Source organism: Roseococcus suduntuyensis (genome assembly GCF_014196305.1).
GTDB lineage: Bacteria > Pseudomonadota > Alphaproteobacteria > Acetobacterales > Acetobacteraceae > Roseococcus > Roseococcus suduntuyensis.
Map to the genome: position 1 here is coordinate 938,968 of NZ_JACIDJ010000001.1, position 20,960 is coordinate 959,927.

Consider the following 20,960-nt stretch of genomic DNA (forward strand, 5'->3'; position numbering starts at 1 on the left):
CGCCCGCACGGAGACTGGCCGCCGGAGGGAACCCATGCCGGATGCTGCCGAGGCCAGCGTGGAGACGCGCGCCTCCTGGACCATCGCCTTCGCCACCACCACCATGCTGGCGCTCGCGGCCGGCGCGCCGCTGACGGTGGTCATCGGCCTCGTTCCCATCGCGGAGGATCTCGGCACCGGTCGGTCCTTGCCCTCGCTCGCCACCTCGCTCGCCTATCTGGGCACGGGCGTGGGCGGGGTGATGTGCGGGCTGCTGGCTTCGCGCTTCGGGCAGCGGGCGGTGGCCATGCTGGGGGGCTTCGCCATCCTGGCCGGGCTGACGCTCGCCTCGCTGGGCGAGGCCTGGTCGCTGCTGGTGGGCATCGGGCTGGGGGTGGGGCTGTTCGGCAATGGCGCGTTGTTCGCACCCATGGTCGCCTATGCCTCGCTGTGGTTCGACCGGCGGCGGGGGACGGCGCTGGCGCTGGTTTCGTCGGGGCAATACATCGCGGGCTTCGTGTGGCCCTTTGTCTTCGAGCGCGCCATCGCCTGGGTGGGGTGGCAATGGACGATGCTGGGCTATGGCATCTTCGCCTCGGCGGTGGTGGTGACGCTGGGCGCGCTGGTGATCCGCCCCGCGCCGGTGCCGGTGGGGGGATATGGCGGGGTGCGGGCCTCGGCCGGGCGGCGGGTGTTGGGGATGCGGCCCAATGTGGCGCTGGCCGTCATCGCCTCAGCCTCCTTCCTCTGCTGCATCCCGATGGCCATGCCGGCGGCGCATCTGGTGGCCTTCTGCGGCGACCTCGGCATCGCGGCCTCGCGGGGGGCGGCCATGCTGTCGGTGCTGCTGCTCTGCGCCTTCCTGGCGCGGCAATTCTGGGGGTGGCTCTCGGATCGGATCGGCGGGCTGTGGACGGTGATGTTCGGCTCGCTCGCGCAGGTGGTCGGCATGCTGGGCTTCCTGGCGACGCAGGACGAGGCGGGGCTGTTCTTCGTCTCGGCCGCCTATGGCTTGGGCTTCGGCGGCATCATTCCCGCCTATGTGCTGGCGGTGCGCGGGCTGTTCCCGGCGCTGGAGGCGGCGTGGCGCGTGCCGGTGCTGTTGTTCGTGTCGCTGTCCGGCATGGCGGCCGGCGCCTGGCTGGCCGGCTTCATCTATGACCGGGTGGGCTTCTACGCGGCCGCCTGGTGGGTGGGGATCGCGGTGAACCTGGTGCAGCTGGTGATCATCGCGGAGCTGCTGCGGCGGCAGCACCGCGAGGGGCGCAGCGCCTGATCCGCGGAGGCGGAATCGGCGGAGCGGTGAATCAGTCGCGGCAAAGCGCCTGATCCGCGGAGGCGGCAGCCGGCGCGGTGAATCAGTCGCGGCAAAGCGCCTGATCCGCGGAGGCGGCAGCCGGCGCGGTGAATCAGTCGCGGCAAAGCATGGCGCAGCGCCTGATCAGGCAGGGAGTATCGCCTCGATCTTCTCGGCAAGGGCCTCGGGTTTGGTGGTGGGCGCGAAGCGGTCCACGACGCGGCCCTGCGGGTCCACCAGGAACTTGGAGAAATTCCACTTGATGGCGCTGCCCAGCACGCCGCCCTTCTCCGCCTTCAGCCATTGGTAGAGCGGGTGGGCGCCCTTGCCGTTCACCTCGATCTTCTGGAACAGCGGGAAGGTCACGCCGAAATTCTTCTCGCAGAAGGTCGCGATCTCGGCATCGGTGCCCGGTTCCTGGTGGCCGAACTGGTCGCAGGGGAAGGCCAGGATGTCCAGGCCGCGCGGGTGCAGGCGCTCATACAGCGCCTGCAAACCCTTGTATTGCGGGGTGAAGCCGCATTTGGACGCGACATTCACCACCAGCACCGCGCGGCCGCGATAGGCCGAGAGCGGCTGCTCGGTGCCGTCGTTCAGCGTCGCGGTGAAATCATGGAAGCCCATCTGCCCCTCCCTTCCGGTCAGCGCGGCTTTTGCGCCACCGCCAGCACGTAGTCGAGGGCCGCATAGACCCGTTCCGCAGGTAGCCGCCGCAGCAGCCGGTAGGGCAGGCGGCCCGAGGCGGGCAGGCGGGCGAAGAGCGCGGGGTCCTCGGCCAGGGCGCGGTGCCAGCCGGGGAAGACGTCGTGGCCAATGGACGTGGCGGTGGTGCCCTCGAAGCCCGCCGCGCGGAACTTTTCCAGGTAGGCGTCGCGCGTGTCGGCATTGGCGGCGGGGATGTCGAACTTGGTGGCGAAGCCGCGCCAGCTCACCTCCTGCCAGCGGCGGCGCATGGGGTCCGCGTCAGGGGCCGCGCGGATGATATCGGCCAGCACCAGCCGCCCGCCCGGGCGCAGCACGCGGAAGGCCTCGGCCAGGAAGGCCTCGCGCGTGTGGAAGTGGAAAGCGCATTCCACGGCCGTCACCACGTCGCAGCTCGCATCAGGCAGGGGCATTTCGGTGGCCGAGCCCAGGCGCAGCGTGATCCGGTCGGCCAGACCCGCCCTCCGCACCCGCGCGCGGCCGAGCCGCACATGGACCGGTGTCACATTCAGCCCGGTGATGTGTCTCGGCCCGAAGCGCCTTGCCCAGAGAATGTCCTGGTCGGCGAAGCCGAAGCCCACATCCACCACCTCATCCGCGGGCCCCATCGCGGCGGCCTCGGCCACAAGGGTGGCGAGCGCGGGGCACGCCTCGTCAATGGTGCGGGCGGTGCGCCAGAGGCCGAGGTTCAGGTAGAGCCCCTCCCGCGTGAAGGCGCGGGTGGCGAGGTTTTCGTAGAGATCGGCCGCCGCCAGCCGCCGCCAGGGCGTCCAGGCCCAGAGCAGCAGGTCGGCGGCGGCGGGGAGGGGGCTGCGTGTCACCCCCTCCAGATGGGGTGTCCTACAGCCGCCAGAAGGGCTTTTGCGCTTCGGCCGCTGCTTCGCTGCGCGAGATGCCGATGTCGTGCAGCTGCCGGTTGTCGAGCTGTGCCAGGAGGCGACGGGTGCGGCGGCGTTGCGCGGCGTCCTGGCACCAGGCGACGAAGCGGTGCCAGGCGCCACGCGGCGCCGGCGGGGCCCAGGGATCGCGCGCGCTGGCCTGCGGCTCGCGCAACGGGGGGAAGGGGCGGGTGGGCAGATGTGTCATGGTACACTACCTCCTTGCGGAGACACATCGGGCCAGTGTCACGCTGATGTGTCAATCGAGCATTTCGCAGCGCAGCAACATCCGGAGGATATGGGAATGATTGATATTCAAGGGTTTCACACCATCCATGTGCGACTCGACGGGCAGCCACGCCTTGGCTACAAGTGTATTGGCACATCCCTAGCCAGGAGCCCGGGACACTGACCGACTGGACCCCCCGCCTCTCCCCCGGAACCGGCCTCGCGCATGAGCGGCTGTCCGCCGCCCTCGCCGAGGACGTCACGCGCGGCCACCTGCCGGTGGGCGCCCGCCTGCCCGCCCACCGCGAACTCGCGCGGGAGCTGGGCCTGAGCGTCGGCACCGTCACCCGCGCCTATGCCACCTTGCAGCGCCGTGGCCTGGCACGGTCCGAGCATGGGCGGGGAATGTTCGTGCTGGCCGCCCCCCGCCGCGCGCCGGACCGGCTGGATTTCAGCGTGAACCTGCCCGCGGCCACCCTCACGCCGCGCATGCTGTCGGACATGCTGGACGCCGCCGCAGCGGCGCTCGACCCCACCCTCTTCGCCAGCTACAGCCCGCCCGCCGGCACCGCGCAGGACCGGCAATTCCTCGCCGCGCACCTCGCCGCCGCGCGAGGTCTGCGGGTGGAGCCGGGGCATCTGCTCATCACCACCAGCGCGCAGCACGCCATCTTCATCGCCCTGGCCACCGCGCCGCCAGGCCCCGTGGCGGTGGAGGCGCTGAGCTACCCCCAGGCGCTGACCGCCGCGCGCCGGCTGGGTCGGCGCCTCGTGCCCATCGCGCTGGATGCGGAAGGCGTCTGCCCGGACGCGCTGGAGGCGGCACTGCGCGCGCCCGACCCGCCGCGCGCCCTCTACCTCGTTCCCACCTTGCAGAACCCGACGGGTGCCGTGATGTCCGCCGCGCGCCGCGCGCGCATCGTGGCGCTCGCCCGGCGGCACGACCTGATCCTCATCGAGGACGATGTCTATGCCTGCCTGGCGCCCGAGGCGGGGCCCTCGCTGGCGGAACTGGCGCCGGAGCGGGTGTTCCACGCCTCCAGCTTTTCCAAGAGCCTCGCTCCCGGCCTGCGCCTCGGCTACCTGGCCTGCCCGCCCACCCTGGTGGACCCGGCCTGCGACTGGCTGCAATCCACCACCTGCATGACCAGCCCGCATTCCTGCGCGCTGATGCGCCACGCGGTGGCCGATGGGCTGCTGGATTCGGTGGCCACCTCCATCCGCGCCGAGACCGCCCGCCGCCACGCCCTGGCGCTGGAGGTGCTGGGCGATGCGGTCTTCCCCACCGCGCTGCCGGGGCTGCAGGTGTGGCTGCCCATGCCGGTGGGGCGCGCGCGCGACATCGTGCGCCGGGCGGGGCAGCGCAACATCCAGATCGCCTCGCCGCTGGCCTTCATGGCGGACCCTACGGCGCAAGATGCCGGGCTGCGCCTCTGCCTGGGCAATGTGACCGAGGCGGAGCTTGGCCCCGCGCTGGAGATCATCGCCGGGCTGGTGCGCGACGAGGCCGCGGCGCGGCTGGACGAGGGCGCGGTGATCTAGCGTCCGATCGTCGCCGCGCAGCGGCGGCGTGAATCGGCCGCGTGGCCAAGGCGCCCGATCGTCGCCGCGCAGCGGCGGCGTGAATCGGCCGCTCAGCCCGCCGCGATCCACTCCGCCAGCACCGCGATGGCCTCCATCAGGTCCGCCGTCTCCATCGCCTCGCGCGGGTTGTGGCTGCCATTCGCGTTGCGGACCAGCAGCATGCCCGTGGGCACGCCGGCCGCCGCGAAGTTGTTGGCGTCATGGCTGCCCGGGCTGTTCAGCCGGGGTGCCGCGACACCCAGCCGCGCGGCCGCGCCCGCCAGCCCCTCCACGATGGCGGCATCCATGATGCCCGGCGCCGCCCAGCTGCGTTCGCCCAGCACGATGGTGACGTGGCGGCGTTCCGCCACCTCGGCCGCGATGGCGCCGAGCTGTGCCTCCAGCGCCTGCAGGTGCCCCGCATCATAGGCGCGCAGGTCGAGGCTGAGGGTGAAGTCGCCCGGCACCACCGTCATGCTGTGGCGGTCGGGCAGGGTGTGGAAGCGGCCGATGGTGACGGCCATGGGGTAGCCCGCATCCTCCTCGGCCAGCCAGAAGCGTTCGAGGGCCAGCGCGAAATCCGCCCCGGCCATCGCGGCATCGCGGCGGAAGCGGTGCGGCAGGCCGGTATGCGCGTCCTCGCCCAGGATGCGGATGCGCGGGTGGCGCAGATTGCCCGGCGTGGCGAGGCAGATGCCGAGCGGCGCGCCGGCCTCGATCAACTGCGGGGCCTGCTCGATATGGATTTCCAGGTAGGCCCCGATCTCGCGCGGGTCGCGCAGGGGCAAGCCCGCGCGCAGCCGCGCGGGGTCGCCGCCGCAGGCCGCGATGCTTTGCGCCAGGTTCAGGCCGGTGCGGGCGTGCGGCAGGTCCAGCGCGCCCGGAGGCAGCCGCGCCAGCATGCCGCGCGAGCCCACCAGGCCGAGGCCGAACCACACCGCCTCCTCGCAGCGCAGGGCCAGCACCTCGATGTCGCGGCGCGGCGTGATGCCGGCGGCCTGCAGCGCCGCCACCGCGCCCAGCCCCGCGATGACGCCCGCGGCCCCGTCGAAATTCCCGCCCTGCGCGATGCTGTCCAGATGCGAGCCGATCAGCAGGGGTTTGCCGGCGGGCTCGCGCGCCGCCCAGCGCAGCGAGAGGTTGGCGGCGGCATCCGTGCTGGCCGCGAGGCCCAGTGCCGCGCCGGCCTCGGCCACCAGGGCGAAGGCGGCGTTCTCGCCGGGGCCGAAGGCCTCGCGCGTGATGCCGGGCGGGTCGGCACCCACCCTCGCCACCTCATCGAGCAGCCGCTGCACCAGGGGCGCCTGCGCGGCCACGGCGTCGCGCAGCCCGAGGGAGGGCAACGCCATGGGCGGGAGGACGGGGCCGGGGCCGCCGCGCGGCCTCATGCGCGCGGGGCCTTTGCCGCCTGGGTGCGGGCGCGGTGGTCCAGGATGCGCTGCCTGAGCCCCGGCCGCGCCACGGAACGCGCCAGCGCCGCGAGATCGCCCGCGTCATCGGCGCGGCGCGTGCGGCCATGCAGCGCGGCGACGGTGGGAGCATCGAGGCGCAGCGCGGCGGTGCGCGCGGCGGCGATGGCCTTGGGCAGCGCGTCTTCCGGCAGGTGTTGCGTGGCGAGGCCGATATGGGCCGCCTCCTCCGCCGGGAGGGCGCTGCCCGCCAGCAGCAGGCGCCGCGCCACGCCATCGCCCACCAGCCCGGCCAGCCGCCCGGTGCCCAGCACCAGGCCGAAACCGGCGCCGGGGAAGGCGAAGCTGGAGCCTTCCAGGGCGAGGCGGTGGTCGCAGACGGCAAAGAGGTCCGCCCCCGCGCCCATGGCCCGGCCCTGTGCGATGGCGAGCGTCGTCACCGGCAGGGCGTGCAGCCTTTGCAGCAGCAGCTCGATCCGCAACACGCGCAGCGCCAGGTCGCCTTCCGAGGCGGTGTCGAGGTCCGAGAGATCGAAGCCCGTGCAGAAATGCCGCCCCTCGCCGCGCAGGATGATGAGGCGCGTGCCGGCGGCGAGGCTCGCATCAAGCGCCGTCTCCAGCGCCTCCACCAGCTCCGTGCCCAGCGCGTTGCCGCGCGCGGCGCGGTTGAGCCAGAGGGTGGTGACGGGGCCATCATGCTCCGCCCGCACGGCATCCGTGGTCGTGTCGTTCAAGGGCCTTCCTCGTCCTGCCTCAGCGGCAAGGGTGACGCGGAATGCGCGTCGCGTCGAGGCAAAGCAACCGGTCAGAACGCCGAGGCAATGACGAGGAAGAACAGGATGAACAGCGGCGGCACGCCCAGGAAGCCGTCGCCGAACAGGAACAGCTTCAGGAAGAAGAACAGGAAGGCCCCGTAGAGCGAGACGGCGAAGGGCAGCAGGAAGCCCGGCGAGAGGGGGGCGACCAGCGCCAGCATCGGGTCCGTCAGGCGCCGCAGCACCACGAAGAAGGCGATGTCGCGGTCCACGCCGATGGCGAATTCCAGCACCCCGCGCGAGAAGAGCAGCGCCGTGATGGCCGTCAGCGCATAGGTGCCGCCCAGATAGATGGCGACGATGGGCGGCGCGCCCCCGATCAGGAAGGTGCCCACCGCCAGCACATAGGCCAGCGCCAGGTAGAATAGGCCACGAAGGGCGGAAGCCTGCATCCGGTTGCCTCATGCGGAAGGGGCGCGGGACCATGATGGACCCCGCGCCCCAGATGATGTTCGGTAAGAACGGGGCGGCCGGCAAGCCGGCACGCCCCGCCCCGTTTCAGTGCGTCTGCACCATCATGTTGCCGCCCTTGGGCAGCCGCAGCCGGTCCACGAAGTCCTGCATTTCAGGACTGGGTGGCGGCGTCACCAACGAGACCACGATGGTCACGATGAAGGCCACGGGCACGCCGAAGATGCCCGAGGAGATGGCGGCGACGCCGAACCAGCTGATCTCGTCGCCGGTGCGTGGCGTGAGGTCCATGCCGTAGACGCTGCCCACCAGGTAGAACATCGTGACCCCGAAGCCCGCCGCCATGCCGAGGATGGCGCCTGCATTGGTCGTGCGTTTCCACCACACGCCCAGAACAAGGGGCGCGAAGAGGCCCGCGGCCGCGATGGAGAAGGCCCAGGCCACCATGGACAGGATGTCCGATGGCTGGGTTCGCGCCAGCAGCGCCGCCGCGATGGCGACGACCACCAGCAGGATCTTCGCCACCAGCAGCCGGCGCTTCGTGTCGGCCTTGGGGTCGATCATCTTGTAGTAGACGTCGTGGCTGAGCGCGTTGGCGATGGCCAGCAGCAGGCCATCGGCGGTGGACAGCGCGGCCGCGAAGCCGCCCGCGCCCACCAGCCCCACGACCCAGATCGGCATGCCCGCGATGGAGGGCGTGGACAGCACGATCATGTCGTTGTTCAGCCGCAGCTCGCTGTAGGGGAAGCCCCCCACATGGCCGCGCGCCTCGCAGGCCGCCTGGATGGCCATGACGCTTTCCGCCTTCACCCCGCAGATGGTGACGAGCTGGTGCCCCGCGATGGAGCCCCATTCGAGCATCCAGGCCGGGATGGCGGTGAAGGCCAGCCGGTAGCCCTCCGCGTTCACGAAGAGGCCCATCAGGTTGAACTTCGAGAAAGCGGCGTAGGCGGGCGCCGTGAAGTACAGCAGGAAGATGAAGAACAGCGACCAGCCGACCGACTTGCGCGCCTCACGCACGGTGGGCGTGGTGAAGAAGCGCATCAGGATGTGCGGCAGCGAGGCGGTGCCGACCATCAGGCAGAAGATCAGGAAGAAGAAGTCGCGCGCGCTGTAGGTCTGGAACGGGGCCACATGGGTCCGCGCCACGTTCAGGATGCGCTCGTATTCCGCGATCTGCGTCAGCGCGCCGCCATACATGATCTGCGGCAGCGGGACGCCGGTCTGCACCGTGGACATCCAGATGGCCGGCAGCAGGTAGGCCACGATCAGCACGATGTACTGCGCCACCTGCGTCCAGGTCACCGCCTTCATCCCGCCCAGCATGGAGCAGACCAGGATGCCCGCGAGGCCCGCGAAGACCGCCCAGCGGAAGTCGATCGCCAGGAACTGCGAGGCGATGATGCCGGAGGCATAGACCTGCGCCGTGATGTAGGTGAAGGAACAGGCGAAGAGCACGATGATGCCGACCAGCCGCGCCGCGTTGCCGCCATAGCGCGTGCCCAGGAAGTCCGGCACGGTGTAGGCGCCGAATTTCCGCAGATAGGGCGCCAGCAGCACGGCCACGAGCACATAGCCGCCCGTCCAGCCGAGCACGAAGGCGAGCCCGTCATAGCCCAGCACGAACAGCGTGCCCGCCATGCCGACGAAGCTCGCCCCCGACATCCAGTCGGCGCCGGTGGCCATGCCGTTGTAGACCGCGGGCACCGAGCGTCCGGCCACGTAGTATTCCGAGACCTGCGCGGTGCGCGACATGATGCCGATGAAGGCATAGATGCCGATGGTCGCGGCCATATAGGCCCAGAGGATCCATCGGTCGGGCACGCCGACCATGGACGCGATGGCCATCAGCACGACGAAGGCGGCAAAACCACCGACATAGATGCCGTAGATCTTGCCCAGGTTGTCCGTGAAATCACCCTTCATGGAGAGGGACATGTTCATTCCTCCCCTCAGTCTTCGGCCACGCCGAATTCCTCGTCGATCTGATTTTGCCGGTGCGCGAACCAGAAAATCTGAATGACGAAGACAATCAGCGACCCCTGCGCGGCCATGTAGAAGCCAAGCGGGAAGCCCGCGATCACGACGCCGTTCAGCACCGTGACGAACATATGGATGAAGAAGCTGAAGACCGCCCAGATGGCCAGCGAAACCCACATCAGGTTTCGCGTCTTGGCCCAGTGCGCCTCCGCCACTTCCGGTGGCAGTTTGTCCGACAACGCCCATCCCTCCCATCGTGATGGGGAGAAGGCCACGCGAAGACGCCAGTCCGTGCGTCTTCGGACCCACCCCCTGGTTGCACGCGCAAACATCCCGGGCCTTGGCCGGAGTCAGAATTTCGGTTCCGCACGGTGTCTGACGACCGATTGCTGCGCGAAACAATGGTCTCGCAGCAAGGCAACGGGCGTCAAACAGAAATTCTGTCAATTTTCATGTGAAATTGTCGGTGTGCTTGCGGCGGCCCTCCGGCCCCCTGCACACTGGGCGCAAATGGGGGGGTGACATGGCGGTGCAGGGCTGGATCGGGGCCATCTTCAAGGAGGCGCGCGGCCGCGCGGACTGGCCCGCCGCCGTGGAGGCCATCCGCGCCGGCGCGGCCTACCTGGCCCAGGGCGCGAGCTATTCCTACCTGCGCGCCCGTACATTGCTGGCCGGGCCGCGCCTGTTCCAGGACGCGGATTTCGGCTTCGCGCTGACCATCTGCAAATGGGAGGGCTTCGGCGTCGCCGCGCAGGACCTCATCCTGATCCTGGAGGCGGAACTGCGCGACCGCCTGCCGCCCGACCCCGAAGCCCGCGCCCCCGTGCTGGCCGCGCTCTACCGCGAGGTGCTGGAGAGCGAAGCCCTGCCCGAGCACCGCGCCGCCGCGGGCTGGGATGACCTGGTGGCGGAGTTCGACGCGCGCCTGCCCGTCTTCCTCTCCCGCCCGCCCTTGAAGCCCGACGCCATCTCCATCGCCACCGCGCTGCGCCTGCTGGAACACGCCCCCATCGAGGAGAGCGTGCGCCAGGCCGACAAGATGATGGTGGTGAACAACGTGGCGTTCCGCTTCATCGAGTATCAGGCGAAGCTGCGCCGCAAGCTCGACCTGCCCGGCCTGGCCGAGGAGCTTTCGGCGCGGATGCGCGTGCCGTGACCATCTCCGCCGCCACGCCGCTGATCGCGCTGGAGGTGGCGGTACTGGACACGGAAACGACCGGCCTCGACGTGCGGCAGGACCGCATCGTGCAGATCGGCGCGGTGCGGATGCGCGGGGCGGAGCTGGTGCCGGATGCACCCTTCGACCGCATCGTGAACCCCGGCCGCCCCATCCCGCCCGTGGCCAGCCGCGTGCATGGGCTGACCGATGCCGACGTGGCCCAGCACCCACCGCTCCCCGCCATCCTGCCCGAATTGCTGGACTGGCTGGGCGATGCGGTGGTGGTCGGCCACTCCATCCATTTCGACCTGGCGGTGCTGCGCCACGAGGCGCGGCGCCACGACCTCACCTGGCGCGAACCGCGCGTGCTGGACGTGGCCTTCCTGGCGGCCGGGCTGGATCGCGGGCTGGTGGACACCTCGCTGGACGGGCTGGCGCTCGGCCTCGGCATCGCGGTGGAGGGGCGGCACACCGCCTGGGGCGATGCCCAGGCCACGGCCCGCATCTATGCCGCGCTGCTGCCGCGCCTGCAGGAAGCCGGCATCCGCACCCTGGGCGAGGCGGAGACGCTCTCCCGCCGCGCCACCGATCTCATCGCGCGGCAGGAACGCGCGGGCTGGTTCGACCGCATGGCTGGCGGCGGGCGGCCGGACTACGCCCTGGCCGCCATGCGCGCGGGCGGGCAGCGGGCGACGGACAGCTTCCTCTACCGCACGCGCCTTGGGGATGTGATGTCGAGCCCCGTCATCGCCATCGCGGAGACGGCGACGGTGCACGAGGCCGCGCAGCTCATGCACGCGCGCGGCATCGGCAGCGTCTTCGTGGAGACCGCCGAAGGCCACGGCATCGTCACCGAACGCGACATGCTGCGCGCCATGTCCCAGATGGGGGCGGAAGGCGGCGCCATGGCCGCCCCCATCGCGCGCTTCATGAGCCGGCCGGTGCTGTCCGCGCCCGCCGACACCTTCCTCTACCGCGCGCTGGGGCTGATGGCGCGGCGCAACCTGCGCTACCTGGGCGTGACCGAGGGCGGGCGGCTCTGCGGCATCTTCACGCTGCGCACCCTGCTGCGCGAACGCGCGCTGGCCACGCTCGCCGTGGGCGACGAAATCGCGGCCGCGACGGGGGCCGCCGACCTCGCGCGGGTGCAGGCGGCGCTGCCGGGCCTGGCCGCCGGGCTGCTGGCCGATGGGCTGGAGGCGCGCGCCGTCGCCGCCATCATCGCCGCCGAGAACCGCGCCATGACCGCCCGCGCCGCCGAACTGGCCGAGGCCGAGCTGGGGTCGCCCCCGGCCGACTACGCGCTGCTGGTGCTGGGCTCGGGCGGCCGGGGTGAGAGCCTGCTGGCCCCGGACCAGGACAACGCCCTGGTCATCGCCGATGGCTACACCGGCGACCTGGATGCGGCCGAGGATTGGTTCACGCGCCTCGCCACCCGCGTGAACGCGATGCTGGACCAGGCGGGCATTCCGCTCTGCAAGGGCGGCGTGATGGCGCGCAACCGCCCCTGGCGGCGGCGGCTGTCGGAATGGCGGGCGCAGCTGGCGGAATGGGCGCGGCGGCCGGAGCCGGCGGCCATGCTGAACCTCGACATCTTCTATGACTTCACGCCGGCCCATGCGCCCACGGCGGGCGGCGCGGCGCTGGCCGAAGGTTTGCGCGTGGCCGCCACCGAGACGGCGCGCGGTGCGCCCGCCTTGCTGCGCGCCATGGGCGAGATCGCGGGCGGGCACACGGCGCCGCTGGGCCTGTTCGGCCGCATCCGGCGTGATGAGGCCGGGCGGGTGGATCTGAAATCGGGGGCGCTGCTGCCCATCACGGCCGGGGCACGCGTCATCGCGCTGCGCCATGGCGTCACGGCGCTCGCCACGCCGGAGCGGCTGCGCCAGGCGGCGGCCCAGGCCGGGCGCGGCGAGACGGATGCCGCGTTGCTCGCCGATGTGCACGGCTTCCTGCTGCGCCTGTTGCTGGCGCAGCAGATCGCGGATCTGGAGGCCGGCATCACCCCCGGCAACCGGGTGGAACTGGCGCGGCTGTCGCGCCAGGACCAGGACCACCTGAAGGACGCGCTGGGCCGCATCGAGACGATGCGCGAGATGCTGCGCGACTTGTTGCAGGGGGTGTGAGCCGGCGTCAGGCCAGCGCGGCCTGGATCGCCTCCGCCACCAGCCGCCCGCTCTCGGCCGCGCCGTTCATGTAGCCGGAGTGGTCCTCGCTCATGTGTTCGCCCGCGAAATACAGGCCGGCGCGCGGGGCCAGGGCCTCGGCGAATTCCGTCATCTGCCCGGGCGCGAAGCAGGTGTAGCTGCCGCCCGCATAGGGGTTGGAGGGCCAGTGCATCCGGTTGGCGCGGCCGTTGAACCCCGCCCCGGCCCCCGCCAGCGCCGGGTCCACCGAGGCCATGGCGGCGCGGGCGCGCGCCTCCGGGCGGCCCGTGCGGAAGCCGAGCCCCGCCTGGCCGCCTGCGAAGATGGTCATGGCCCCCGCGCCCGTGCCGGGGCGGGCGTGGTCCTCCCAGATGGTCTGGTAGCCCAGATCGTTCAGGCATTCGCCGCTCTGCCCCGCCGCGCGCCAGGGGCGGGCATTCGTGCCGGCGAAGAGCTTCGCGTTGGTGCCGTAGCGCGTCTCCGCGATGGCGCGCCGCGCGAGCGGTGGCAGGTCCAGCGTGATCTCCACCTGGCGCAGCATGGTCAGCGGCAGGGCGAGGACCATCATCTCCGCCTCCACCGCCCCGCCGCCCGCGAAGACGGCGCGATACCCCTGGCCCGCGGGGCGCAGCGCCACCAGCCGCCGCCCCGTCTCGATCCGTCCCGCATGGAGCCGCGCCAACGCCGCCGGCACGCGGTCATTGCCGCCCGCCACCTGGTAGCGCTGGTCGGAGGCGAAGAGGCCGCGACGCAGCATTTCCGGACCCGGCGTGAAACTGTGGGAGAAGTAGAGGCCGGACATCAGCTCCGGCTCCAGCCCCATCTCCTGGGTGAGGCCGATGTCGAGCAGGCGGCGCAGCCAGCCGGTGATGCCCGCCCTGTCCATCATCGCCGCCGCCGACATCGCATCCTGTTCCGCCTCGGGCAGGGATTTGAGGCGTTCGAGTGCGGGCATGAAGCCGCCGGCCTCGGCCACGATCTCGGCCACGCCCCGCCGAGCGCCCTGCACGAAATAGGTGGTCTCGAGGTCGGCGGCGGGGCCTTCCTCGCCATCCTCCAGCGCGAGGCCGAGGCGGCGGGCCATGGCCAGCATGTCCTCGTGCTCGGAGTTGATGAAGCTGCCGCCCAGCTCCACCACCGTGCCGGCGCCCAGCAGGTCGGGTCCGCTGTGGATGCGCCCGCCGAGCCGGGTGTTTGCCTCGTGCAGGGTGACGCGGGAGAGGCCGGCGGTGACCAGACGGTCCAGCACCACCAGCCCCGCCAGCCCACCGCCGATAATGGCGACGCGCCGGTCGCTCCGCGCCAGCCCAGGCTGGGGGCGGGCGATGGCCAGGGCCGCGCCGCCGCCCAGCAAGGCGCGCCGGGGCAGGCGGTGATGGAGCAGGGCCTCGGCGGACGGTGCGCCGGGGCGCCGCGCCCAGGCGGCCAGCGCGAGGGCGCGTTGCAGATGGCCGAAAAGCGGGGTGCGTGCCATGGCCTTCGGCCCTTCTCCTGGACGTGCGGCTGTTGCCGCTTGCGGCCAAGGTTAAGGTTCCGGGCACGCGCCCTGCAACCAGGACGTGTGCGGCGGCCTGGGTCGCGGGTTGGGCGGCCGGTCAGGCCGCCCTCGCGGGCGCGACTAGATCCGCAGGTTCAGGCGCCGGATCATCACGCCCTCCTCCTCGAAGGTCCGGCGGGCGAAGGCGGCGTAGTCCTCGCTGTTCATGTACCAGGGCAGCATGTCGTAGCGGTCCAGCACGTCCAGATGCGCCCGGTCCTCCAGCGCCTCCTTGAAGGCGTCGTGCAGCTTGGCCACGATCTCGGCCGGGATGCCCTTCGGGCCACCGAAGCCATAGGGCGAGGCGGAGACGACGGGCACACCCACCTCCTGCAGCGTCGGCACGTCGGGGAAGCGCTTCGCGCGCTCACGCCCCCACACCGCCAGAACGCGCACGCGGCCATCGAGCGCCAGCGGCGCCCAGCCCGAGCTGTCGGCCAGCACGTCGATCTGCCCGCCCAGCAGGGCCGCGATGTTCTCCGCGAAGCCGCGGAAGGGCACGTGCAGGAACTCGGCATCGGCGGCCAGCGCGATCTGCTCCATCGTGATGTGCAGCGAGGTGCCCACGCCCGGCGAGCCGTAGGAGAGGCGGCCAGGCTGCGCCTTCGCGCGCTCGATCAGCTCCTGGTGGGTGCGGATGGGGCTGTCGGCGCGCACCACCGTGCCGAACAGGTAGCCCGTCAGGTGGATGACGTAGGTGAAGTCCTCCAGCGGGTTGAACAGCGGGCGCTGCACCATCTGCGGGTGACGGAACACGCTGATGGGCAGCTGGCCCAGCGTGTAGCCATCGGGCTGCGCCTGCGCGACCGCCTGCGGGCCGATGACGCCGCCGGCACCGGGCCGGTTTTCGATGGAGATGGGCTGGCCCAGCTTGCGCGACGCGATTTCCGCGATGGCGCGCATCTGCATGTCGGTGCTGCCACCCGGCGTCCAGGGGCAGATCAGGCGGATGGGGCGGTTGGGGAAGGGCGACTGGCCGATGGCGGGCGTGGCGAGGGATGCGGCGCCCGCGGCGCCCAGCATGAAGGTGCCACGGCGGCTGATGCCGCCCGCGCGGATGATGGTCATGGGTTTTTATCCTCCCGGTGGATCGCCGGACATGCCGAGGCAGTCCGTCTGGTCGAGGCGCAGTTTGGAACCGCGAGCCCCCGGGCGCAACCCGCGCCCCCCGCCTCAGCCGCCGGCCAACGAGAGGGTGCGCCGCGCGCGGATCAGGATGGGTTCGTCCACCATCATCCCGTCCACGACGAAGGAACCGCGCCCTTCGCGCGCCGCCGCCTCCGCGGCCGCGAGCTGCCGCCGCGCGAGGTCCACCTCCGCCGCACCGGGCGAGAAGCCCTCGTTCAGGATGGGCACGACGGAGGGGTGGATGCAGCTCGCCCCCACCAGCCCCGCGCGGCGCGAACGCGCCACCAGGGCGCGCAGCTTCTCGGCGTCGCGATAATCGGCCACGGTGCCGAGCGTGCCCAGCGGCGCGACACCCGCCGCGACGGCGGCCAGCACCATCTGCCGCTTGGCCAGCGCGATGATCTCGTCATCCGGCGCCGCGCCGATCTCGGCGGCCAGGTCCTCCGCGCCGATCAGCAGGCCCGCGACCAGCGGCGAGGCGCGCGCCATCTCCGTCATGCGCGGCAGGGCGGCGGCGGTCTCGATCATCACGATCATGCGCATGGGGCGGGGTGCGGCGGCCAGCATTTCGGCCGCCAACTGCACATGGTCTGGCCCCAGCGCCTTGGTCAGCAGGATGCCATCGGCCCCCGCCGCCATTGCGGCCTCGATGTCGCCCACGGCCAGGGCGAGGGGCCGGTTCACGCGCACCAGCACATCCGCGCCGCCGCCGCGCGCGGTGGGCACCGCTTCGGCGAGAGCCGCGCGGGCCTCCGCCTTGCGGTCGGGCGGCACGCTGTCCTCCAGGTCCAGCAGCACGGCATCGGCGCCGGCCGTGGCCGACTTCGCCACGAAACGCGGCACGTTCGCCGGCACATAGAGCATGGAGCGCCAGATGCGGTTCATGGATTGCGTCCTCCATCGAGCACCACGCCGGCCGCGCGCAGGCGGGCGAGTTCGGCCTCGCCCAGCAGCGGCGCCAGCAGCGCGTCATTGTCTTGCCCCAGCGCGGGGGCCGGGTTGCGCTGGATGCCGGGGGTGGCGGAAAGGCGCGCCGTCTCGCCCGCCGTGGGCAGCCAGCCGCCGGGCATCTCTTCGTCCGGCACCTCGATCAGCGCCTCGCGTCCGGCCACGTAGCGGTCCTGCGCCAGGCCCGCCACGTCCATGATGGGACCGATGGTGACGCCGTCGCGGTCGAACTGCGCCAGGGCCTGTTCCATGGTCAGCTCCGCGATGGCGTCGCGCACCACGCCATCGATCTCGTCCAGATGGCGGATGCGGTCGGCATTGGTGCGGAAGCGTGGGTCATCCACCAGCTCGGGCCGGCCGATGCTGCGCATCAGCTTCACGAACATGGCCTGGGTGGAGCTGGACAACCCCACCCATCCGCCATCCTTCGTGCGGTAGGCGTTGCGCGGCGCGGTGTTGGTGCTGCGGCTGCCGGTGCGCGGCTTCACCTTTCCGGTGATGCGGTGGTTGGCCATCTGCGGCTCCAGCACCGTGAAGATCGGCTCGAAGAGCGAGAGGTCCATCACCTGGCCTTGCCCGGTGGCCTCGGCATGGCGCAGCGCGATCATGGCCGTCGCCGCGCCATAGAGGCCGGCATAGGCATCGGCCATGAACATCGGCGGCAGCACGGGTTCGCGGTCCTCGAAGCCGTTGATGGCGGCGAAGCCCGAATAGCCCTCGACCAGCGTGCCGAAGCCCGGCTTGTGCGCGAAGGGCCCCGTCTGCCCCCAGCCCGAGATGCGCGCGATGACGAGGCGCGGGTTGATGGCGTGCAGCGTGGCGGGGGCGAGGCCCATCTCCTCCAGCACGCCGGGGCGGAAGCTTTCCACCAGCATGGCGGCGTCTTCCACCAGGCGCTTGATGATGGCGATGGCGTCCGGCTGGCGCAGGTCGAGGCAGAGGCTGCGCTTGTTGCGGCACCAGGTCTTCCAGGAGGTCTCGATGCCGCCGACCTTCCAGGCGCGCAGCGAATCCCCTGCCGGCGGTTCGACCTTGATGACCTCGGCGCCGTGGTCCGCCAGCACCTTCGTGAGCATGTTGCCGGCGACGAGGCGCGAGAGGTCCACGACCCGCACACCCTCCAGCGCGCCACGCGCGCTCGCGTCGAATTCCCGCCGCGTGAGCATGGGCGTTGCCTCCTCCAGACTGGCGGGGCGACGCTATGGGCTGCCCCGGGGCGGGTCAATGCGACCCGCCCCGGTGCGATTTAGCGACTGATTCACCGCTTCGGCGATTCCGCCTCCGCGGATCAGGCGCGTATTTTCAGCGACTGATTCACCGCTTCGGCGATTCCGCCTCCGCGGATCAGGCGCGTTGCCTCCTCAGGCGCCGACGAGGTTGTCGGGGATGTTCTGGCCCACTTCGCGCAGGTAGCGCGCCGCACCCGGGTGGTAGGGCAGGAAGGTGTTCTTGCTGGCGTTCTCGGCCAGCGTCTCCGAACCCGCCGCAATGGCCTGGCGCAGCCGCGCATTCTGGCCCAGCACCGCCTTCGTCATCTCATAGGCCAGCGTCTCGGGCAGGCTGTGATGCGCGATGGCGAAGTTGAACATGCCCACCACGTTCAGCGCGCGGCCGGCCGTGCGATAGGTGGTGGTGGGCAGCGTGCTGGCCGTCAGCTCGGGGAAGCGCTCGGTCAGGGTGCGCGTCTCGGCCGCGGTGAAGTCGATGAAGTTCACCTCGCCCTGCGTCTCGGCCTCGGAGAAGGCCGGCACCGGCACGCCGGAGGCGAAGAGGAAGGCGTCCAGCAGCCCGTCCTGCAACTGGCCCGACATGTCGCTGCCCGAGCCGAAGCGGATGGCGGCGGGGCGGATGTTCAGCGCCTCGAACATCAGCGGGAAATAGGTGCCGGGCGTGCCGCCGCGCGGCCCCACGCCGACATTCTTGCCCGCCAGCGCGGCCATGTTGGTCAGCCCGCTGCGCTTCAGCGTGATGCCGTGGAAGGGCGTGTCATACATGGGGAACAGCGCGCGGATGTCGCGGAAGCGGTTGCCCTGCGTCCAGGGCGCCGTGCCGTTCCACGCCTGCAAGGCCACACCCATGGTGACCATGCCGACTTCCACTTCGCGGCGCTGCACCAGGATGATGTTCTGGTTCGGGCCCTGGGTGGTGCGGTAGGAGATGTTCACACCCGTGGCTTCCTGCGCGAGGCCGCCCCAGGCGGGTCCATACAGCGCGTAGGTGCCGCCGGGTGCCGCGGTGCCCATGTTGATGGCGCGGGGCCAGGAAGGATCGCGGGGCTGGGCGAAGGCCCGGCCCATCAGGGCGGGCGCGGCGAGGCCGAGCGCGGTGCCGGCCAGCAGGATGCGACGTTGCATGTTTCTATAACCTCCCGTGACATGATCGCGCCGCGTATCAGTCCGCGCGGCGCTGTGCCTCATTTGTGGCGACCTGTCGGGTTAACCACGGATGGCCCGGCCAGATCAATGCGCGAGGGAGTGGGGCATGCGTCTCAGGGACAGGGTGGCGATCGTGACGGGCGGGGCCTCGGGCATCGGGCGCGCCATCGCGCGGCGCTTCGCGCAAGAGGGCGCCGTGGTCGTCATCGCCGACGTGACCGAGACGGTGCGCGAGGGCGGTGAGCCCACCCGCGCGCTGATCGAGGCGGCGGGCGGCACGGCGCGCTTCCACAGCTGCGACGTGGCGCGCTGGCCTGACATGGACGGGTTGGTGACCGCCACGGTGGCGGAATTCGGCCGGCTGGACGTGATGGTGAACAACGCGGCCATCGGCGGGCGCGGCGGCCGACTGCTCGATGTGGATGACGGCGAATGGGACCGTGTGATGGCCGTCAACGCCAAGGGCGTCTTCTTCGGCTGCAAGCGTGCGGTGCAGCAATTCCTCACCCAGCCCGTGCTGGGCGAGGCGCGGGGGCGCATCGTCAACATCTCCTCGCAGCACGGCATGGTGGCCGCACCCGCCGACATCGCCTATGGCACGGGCAAGGCGGCGGTGGTCTATCTCACGCGGCAGGTGGCGGTGGACTACGCTTCGGACCACATCCTTTGCAATGCCGTGGCGCCAGGCCGCATCCTGACCGGCAAGCCGCTGGGCGATGCGCCGGACAGCCTGGAATATTCGCACATGCGCACACCCTGGCCACGGCTGGGAAGGCCGGATGACGTGGCCTCGGCCGCGCTGTTCCTGGCGAGCGACGAGGCCACCTACATCACCGGCCACAACCTGATGGTGGATGGGGGGTGGATGGCCTACTGACCGCGCCCGACCTCAGCCGAGCCCCACCCGCTTCGCCAGCCGCCCGCGGATCAGCGGCACGGCCAGCACCACCAGGATCATCGCGATCACGATCTGCGACACCACCGAGGAGACGAGCTGGATGTAGTCCCCCTGCGCGATGATGAGTGCCAGGCGCAGATTGCTCTCCGCCATGCCGCCCAGCACCACGCCCAGCACCACCGGCGCCAGCGGGAAGCGCAGCCGGTCCATCGCGTAGCCGATCAGGCCGAAGCCGAACATCAGGTACACGTCGAACATGCTGTCCTGCACGCTGTAGACGCCCACCACGCAGAGCCCCAGCACGCAGGGCGCCAGCAGCGCGGAGGGGATGCGCAGCACATTGGCGAAGAGCCGGCTGGCCACCACGCCGCCGAAGAAGATGATCAGCACGCTGGTGATCAGCATCTGGATCATGAAGCCATAGACCACGTCGCCATGGTCGCGGAACAGCGCCGGCCCGGGCTGCAAGCCATGGATCAGCAGCCCGCCCAGGATGATGGCCGTCACCGCGCTGCCCGGGATGCCGAGGGTGAGCGCCGGGATCAGCGCGGCCGCGTTGTCGGCGTTGTTGCCGCACTCGGCGGCCGCGATGCCGTTCTCATTGCCCTGGCCGAAGCTGTCCGGGTCCTTCGAGGCGCGCTTCTCCTCGTTGTAGGCGAGGAAGGCCGCGAGCGAGCCGCCCGCCCCGGGCAGGATGCCGATGGCGATGCCGATCAGCGAGGAGCGGATCCAGGTGCGGATGAACTTCGTCCAGCCATGGAACAGCCCCACCGAGGCGCGCAGCACGGCCATGCCTTCCCCGGCCTTTCGCCGCGCGGCGTCCTCGGCCAGCATGAAGATGGGCGGCAGCGCGTAGAGCCCCGTCAGCACCACCACCACATGCAGGCCGCCGGCCAGGTTCATGTCGTCGAAGGTGAAGCGTTCATGGCCCGAGACGCCGTCAATACCCACCGTGCCCAGCAGCAGCCCGAAGCAGGCGGCGATGAGGCCCTTCACCGGGTCCTTGCCCAGCAGCACCGAGACGCTGCACAGGCCGAACACCGCCACCCAGAAATACTCCGCCGGGCCGAACAGCAGCGTGACCTGCACCAAGGGCGGGGCGAGCGCGATCAGCGCGATGGCCGACGCCATCCCCCCCACGGTCGAGGACAGGCAGGAGATCTGCAGCGCGCGCGCCGCATCGCCCCGCTGCGCCATGGGGTAGCCGTCCAGCGTGGTGCAGACGGCGGCCGGCGTGCCGGGAATCCGCAGCAGCACGGCGGGGATGGCGCCGCCATACATGGCGCCATTGTAGATGCCGGCCATCATGCCGAGTGCGACCAGCGGCTCCATGCCGAAGGTCAGCGGGATCAGCACCGCGATGCCCATGGTGGCGGAAAGCCCCGGCAGCGCGCCGATGACGATGCCGCCGATGGTGCCCACCACCATGGCCAGCACATTCTGCCAGGCGAAGACGCCCGGGATCGCATGGAGCAGCCCGTCCCACATGGCGCGTTGTCCGTCCGG

The 20,960-nt window shown here is 71.2% G+C and carries 19 protein-coding genes; 5 read left to right on the forward strand and 14 right to left on the reverse strand.

Annotation, left to right across the window (positions count from 1 at the left end; all coding sequences use genetic code 11):
• The first annotated feature begins 34 nt into the window (after window positions 1-34).
• Entirely contained in the window at window positions 35-1,255 is a 1,221-nt protein-coding gene (locus GGQ83_RS04370) for an MFS transporter (RefSeq protein WP_184382358.1), read from the forward strand.
• Window positions 1,256-1,420: 165 nt separating this feature from the next.
• Here the strand turns inward: GGQ83_RS04370 and GGQ83_RS04375 are convergent, their stop codons facing one another.
• From GGQ83_RS04375 to GGQ83_RS04385, 3 genes are read right to left on the reverse strand one after another with little or no spacing between them, the layout of a single operon-like run.
• Window positions 1,421-1,900: a glutathione peroxidase gene (locus GGQ83_RS04375; RefSeq protein ID WP_184382359.1), complete on the reverse strand. Its 480-nt coding sequence runs from the start codon at window positions 1,898-1,900 to the stop codon at window positions 1,421-1,423.
• A gap of 17 nt (window positions 1,901-1,917) precedes the next feature.
• Window positions 1,918-2,799 carry a class I SAM-dependent methyltransferase gene (locus GGQ83_RS04380; protein WP_207018088.1) on the reverse strand — a complete coding sequence of 294 codons (882 nt, stop codon included), beginning with the start codon at window positions 2,797-2,799 and terminating at the stop codon, window positions 1,918-1,920.
• Window positions 2,800-2,818: 19 nt separating this feature from the next.
• Entirely contained in the window at window positions 2,819-3,064 is a 246-nt protein-coding gene (locus tag GGQ83_RS04385) for a DUF1127 domain-containing protein (RefSeq protein WP_184382360.1), read from the reverse strand.
• Window positions 3,065-3,228: 164 nt separating this feature from the next.
• Here GGQ83_RS04385 and GGQ83_RS04390 point away from each other — a divergent pair, with 164 nt between their 5' ends.
• Entirely contained in the window at window positions 3,229-4,626 is a 1,398-nt protein-coding gene (locus tag GGQ83_RS04390) for an aminotransferase-like domain-containing protein (protein ID WP_184382361.1), read from the forward strand.
• 92 nt (window positions 4,627-4,718) lie between these two features.
• Here the strand turns inward: GGQ83_RS04390 and GGQ83_RS04395 are convergent, their stop codons facing one another.
• The 5 genes from GGQ83_RS04395 to GGQ83_RS04415 all read right to left on the reverse strand — a co-directional run bounded on the left by GGQ83_RS04395 (window position 4,719) and on the right by GGQ83_RS04415 (window position 9,501).
• Window positions 4,719-5,996 (reverse strand): Zn-dependent hydrolase, encoded by a 1,278-nt coding sequence (locus GGQ83_RS04395; protein ID WP_184382362.1) that lies wholly within the window; start codon window positions 5,994-5,996, stop codon window positions 4,719-4,721.
• Between the two features lie 35 nt (window positions 5,997-6,031).
• Complete coding sequence (locus GGQ83_RS04400; protein ID WP_207018086.1) at window positions 6,032-6,790, reverse strand: enoyl-CoA hydratase/isomerase family protein; 759 nt, start codon at window positions 6,788-6,790, stop codon at window positions 6,032-6,034.
• A 71-nt stretch (window positions 6,791-6,861) separates the two neighbouring features.
• Window positions 6,862-7,263, reverse strand: a complete 402-nt coding sequence (locus tag GGQ83_RS04405; RefSeq protein WP_184382363.1) for a hypothetical protein — start codon at window positions 7,261-7,263, stop codon at window positions 6,862-6,864.
• Between the two features lie 106 nt (window positions 7,264-7,369).
• Window positions 7,370-9,220 (reverse strand): sodium:solute symporter family protein, encoded by a 1,851-nt coding sequence (locus GGQ83_RS04410; RefSeq protein ID WP_184382364.1) that lies wholly within the window; start codon window positions 9,218-9,220, stop codon window positions 7,370-7,372.
• Between the two features lie 14 nt (window positions 9,221-9,234).
• Entirely contained in the window at window positions 9,235-9,501 is a 267-nt protein-coding gene (locus tag GGQ83_RS04415) for a DUF4212 domain-containing protein (RefSeq protein ID WP_242535011.1), read from the reverse strand.
• Between the two features lie 284 nt (window positions 9,502-9,785).
• On the opposite strand from GGQ83_RS04415, the gene GGQ83_RS04420 reads away from it, so the two are divergent.
• Together GGQ83_RS04420 and GGQ83_RS04425 are read left to right on the forward strand one after the other, a co-directional pair.
• A complete protein-coding gene (locus GGQ83_RS04420) occupies window positions 9,786-10,418 on the forward strand; it encodes an esterase (protein ID WP_184382366.1) in 633 nt (210 codons plus the stop codon).
• On the forward strand, window positions 10,415-12,547 hold the full coding sequence (locus tag GGQ83_RS04425) for a DUF294 nucleotidyltransferase-like domain-containing protein (RefSeq protein ID WP_184382367.1): 2,133 nt from the start codon (window positions 10,415-10,417) through the stop codon (window positions 12,545-12,547). The genes GGQ83_RS04420 and GGQ83_RS04425 overlap by 4 nt, the downstream gene beginning before the upstream one ends.
• A gap of 7 nt (window positions 12,548-12,554) precedes the next feature.
• Here the strand turns inward: GGQ83_RS04425 and GGQ83_RS04430 are convergent, their stop codons facing one another.
• The 5 genes from GGQ83_RS04430 to GGQ83_RS04450 all read right to left on the reverse strand — a co-directional run bounded on the left by GGQ83_RS04430 (window position 12,555) and on the right by GGQ83_RS04450 (window position 18,535).
• Window positions 12,555-14,042 (reverse strand): flavin monoamine oxidase family protein, encoded by a 1,488-nt coding sequence (locus GGQ83_RS04430; RefSeq protein WP_184382368.1) that lies wholly within the window; start codon window positions 14,040-14,042, stop codon window positions 12,555-12,557.
• 144 nt (window positions 14,043-14,186) lie between these two features.
• Window positions 14,187-15,173 (reverse strand): tripartite tricarboxylate transporter substrate binding protein, encoded by a 987-nt coding sequence (locus GGQ83_RS04435; RefSeq protein WP_184382369.1) that lies wholly within the window; start codon window positions 15,171-15,173, stop codon window positions 14,187-14,189.
• Window positions 15,174-15,278: 105 nt separating this feature from the next.
• The gene (locus GGQ83_RS04440; RefSeq protein WP_184382370.1) at window positions 15,279-16,118 is read right to left on the reverse strand and encodes an HpcH/HpaI aldolase/citrate lyase family protein; all 840 of its coding nucleotides are present in this window, start codon (window positions 16,116-16,118) and stop codon (window positions 15,279-15,281) included.
• A complete protein-coding gene (locus GGQ83_RS04445; RefSeq protein ID WP_184382371.1) occupies window positions 16,115-17,347 on the reverse strand; it encodes a CaiB/BaiF CoA transferase family protein in 1,233 nt (410 codons plus the stop codon). Before GGQ83_RS04445 ends, GGQ83_RS04440 begins: the two co-directional genes overlap by 4 nt.
• Window positions 17,348-17,542: 195 nt before the next feature.
• Complete coding sequence (locus GGQ83_RS04450) at window positions 17,543-18,535, reverse strand: TAXI family TRAP transporter solute-binding subunit (RefSeq protein WP_184382372.1); 993 nt, start codon at window positions 18,533-18,535, stop codon at window positions 17,543-17,545.
• A 127-nt stretch (window positions 18,536-18,662) separates the two neighbouring features.
• On the opposite strand from GGQ83_RS04450, the gene GGQ83_RS04455 reads away from it, so the two are divergent.
• Window positions 18,663-19,433, forward strand: coding sequence for an SDR family NAD(P)-dependent oxidoreductase (locus GGQ83_RS04455; protein ID WP_184382373.1), 771 nt, complete (start codon window positions 18,663-18,665; stop codon window positions 19,431-19,433).
• Window positions 19,434-19,445: 12 nt separating this feature from the next.
• Here the strand turns inward: GGQ83_RS04455 and GGQ83_RS04460 are convergent, their stop codons facing one another.
• Window positions 19,446-20,942, reverse strand: a complete 1,497-nt coding sequence (locus GGQ83_RS04460; protein ID WP_184382374.1) for a tripartite tricarboxylate transporter permease — start codon at window positions 20,940-20,942, stop codon at window positions 19,446-19,448.
• Between the last annotated feature and the right edge of the window lie 18 nt (window positions 20,943-20,960).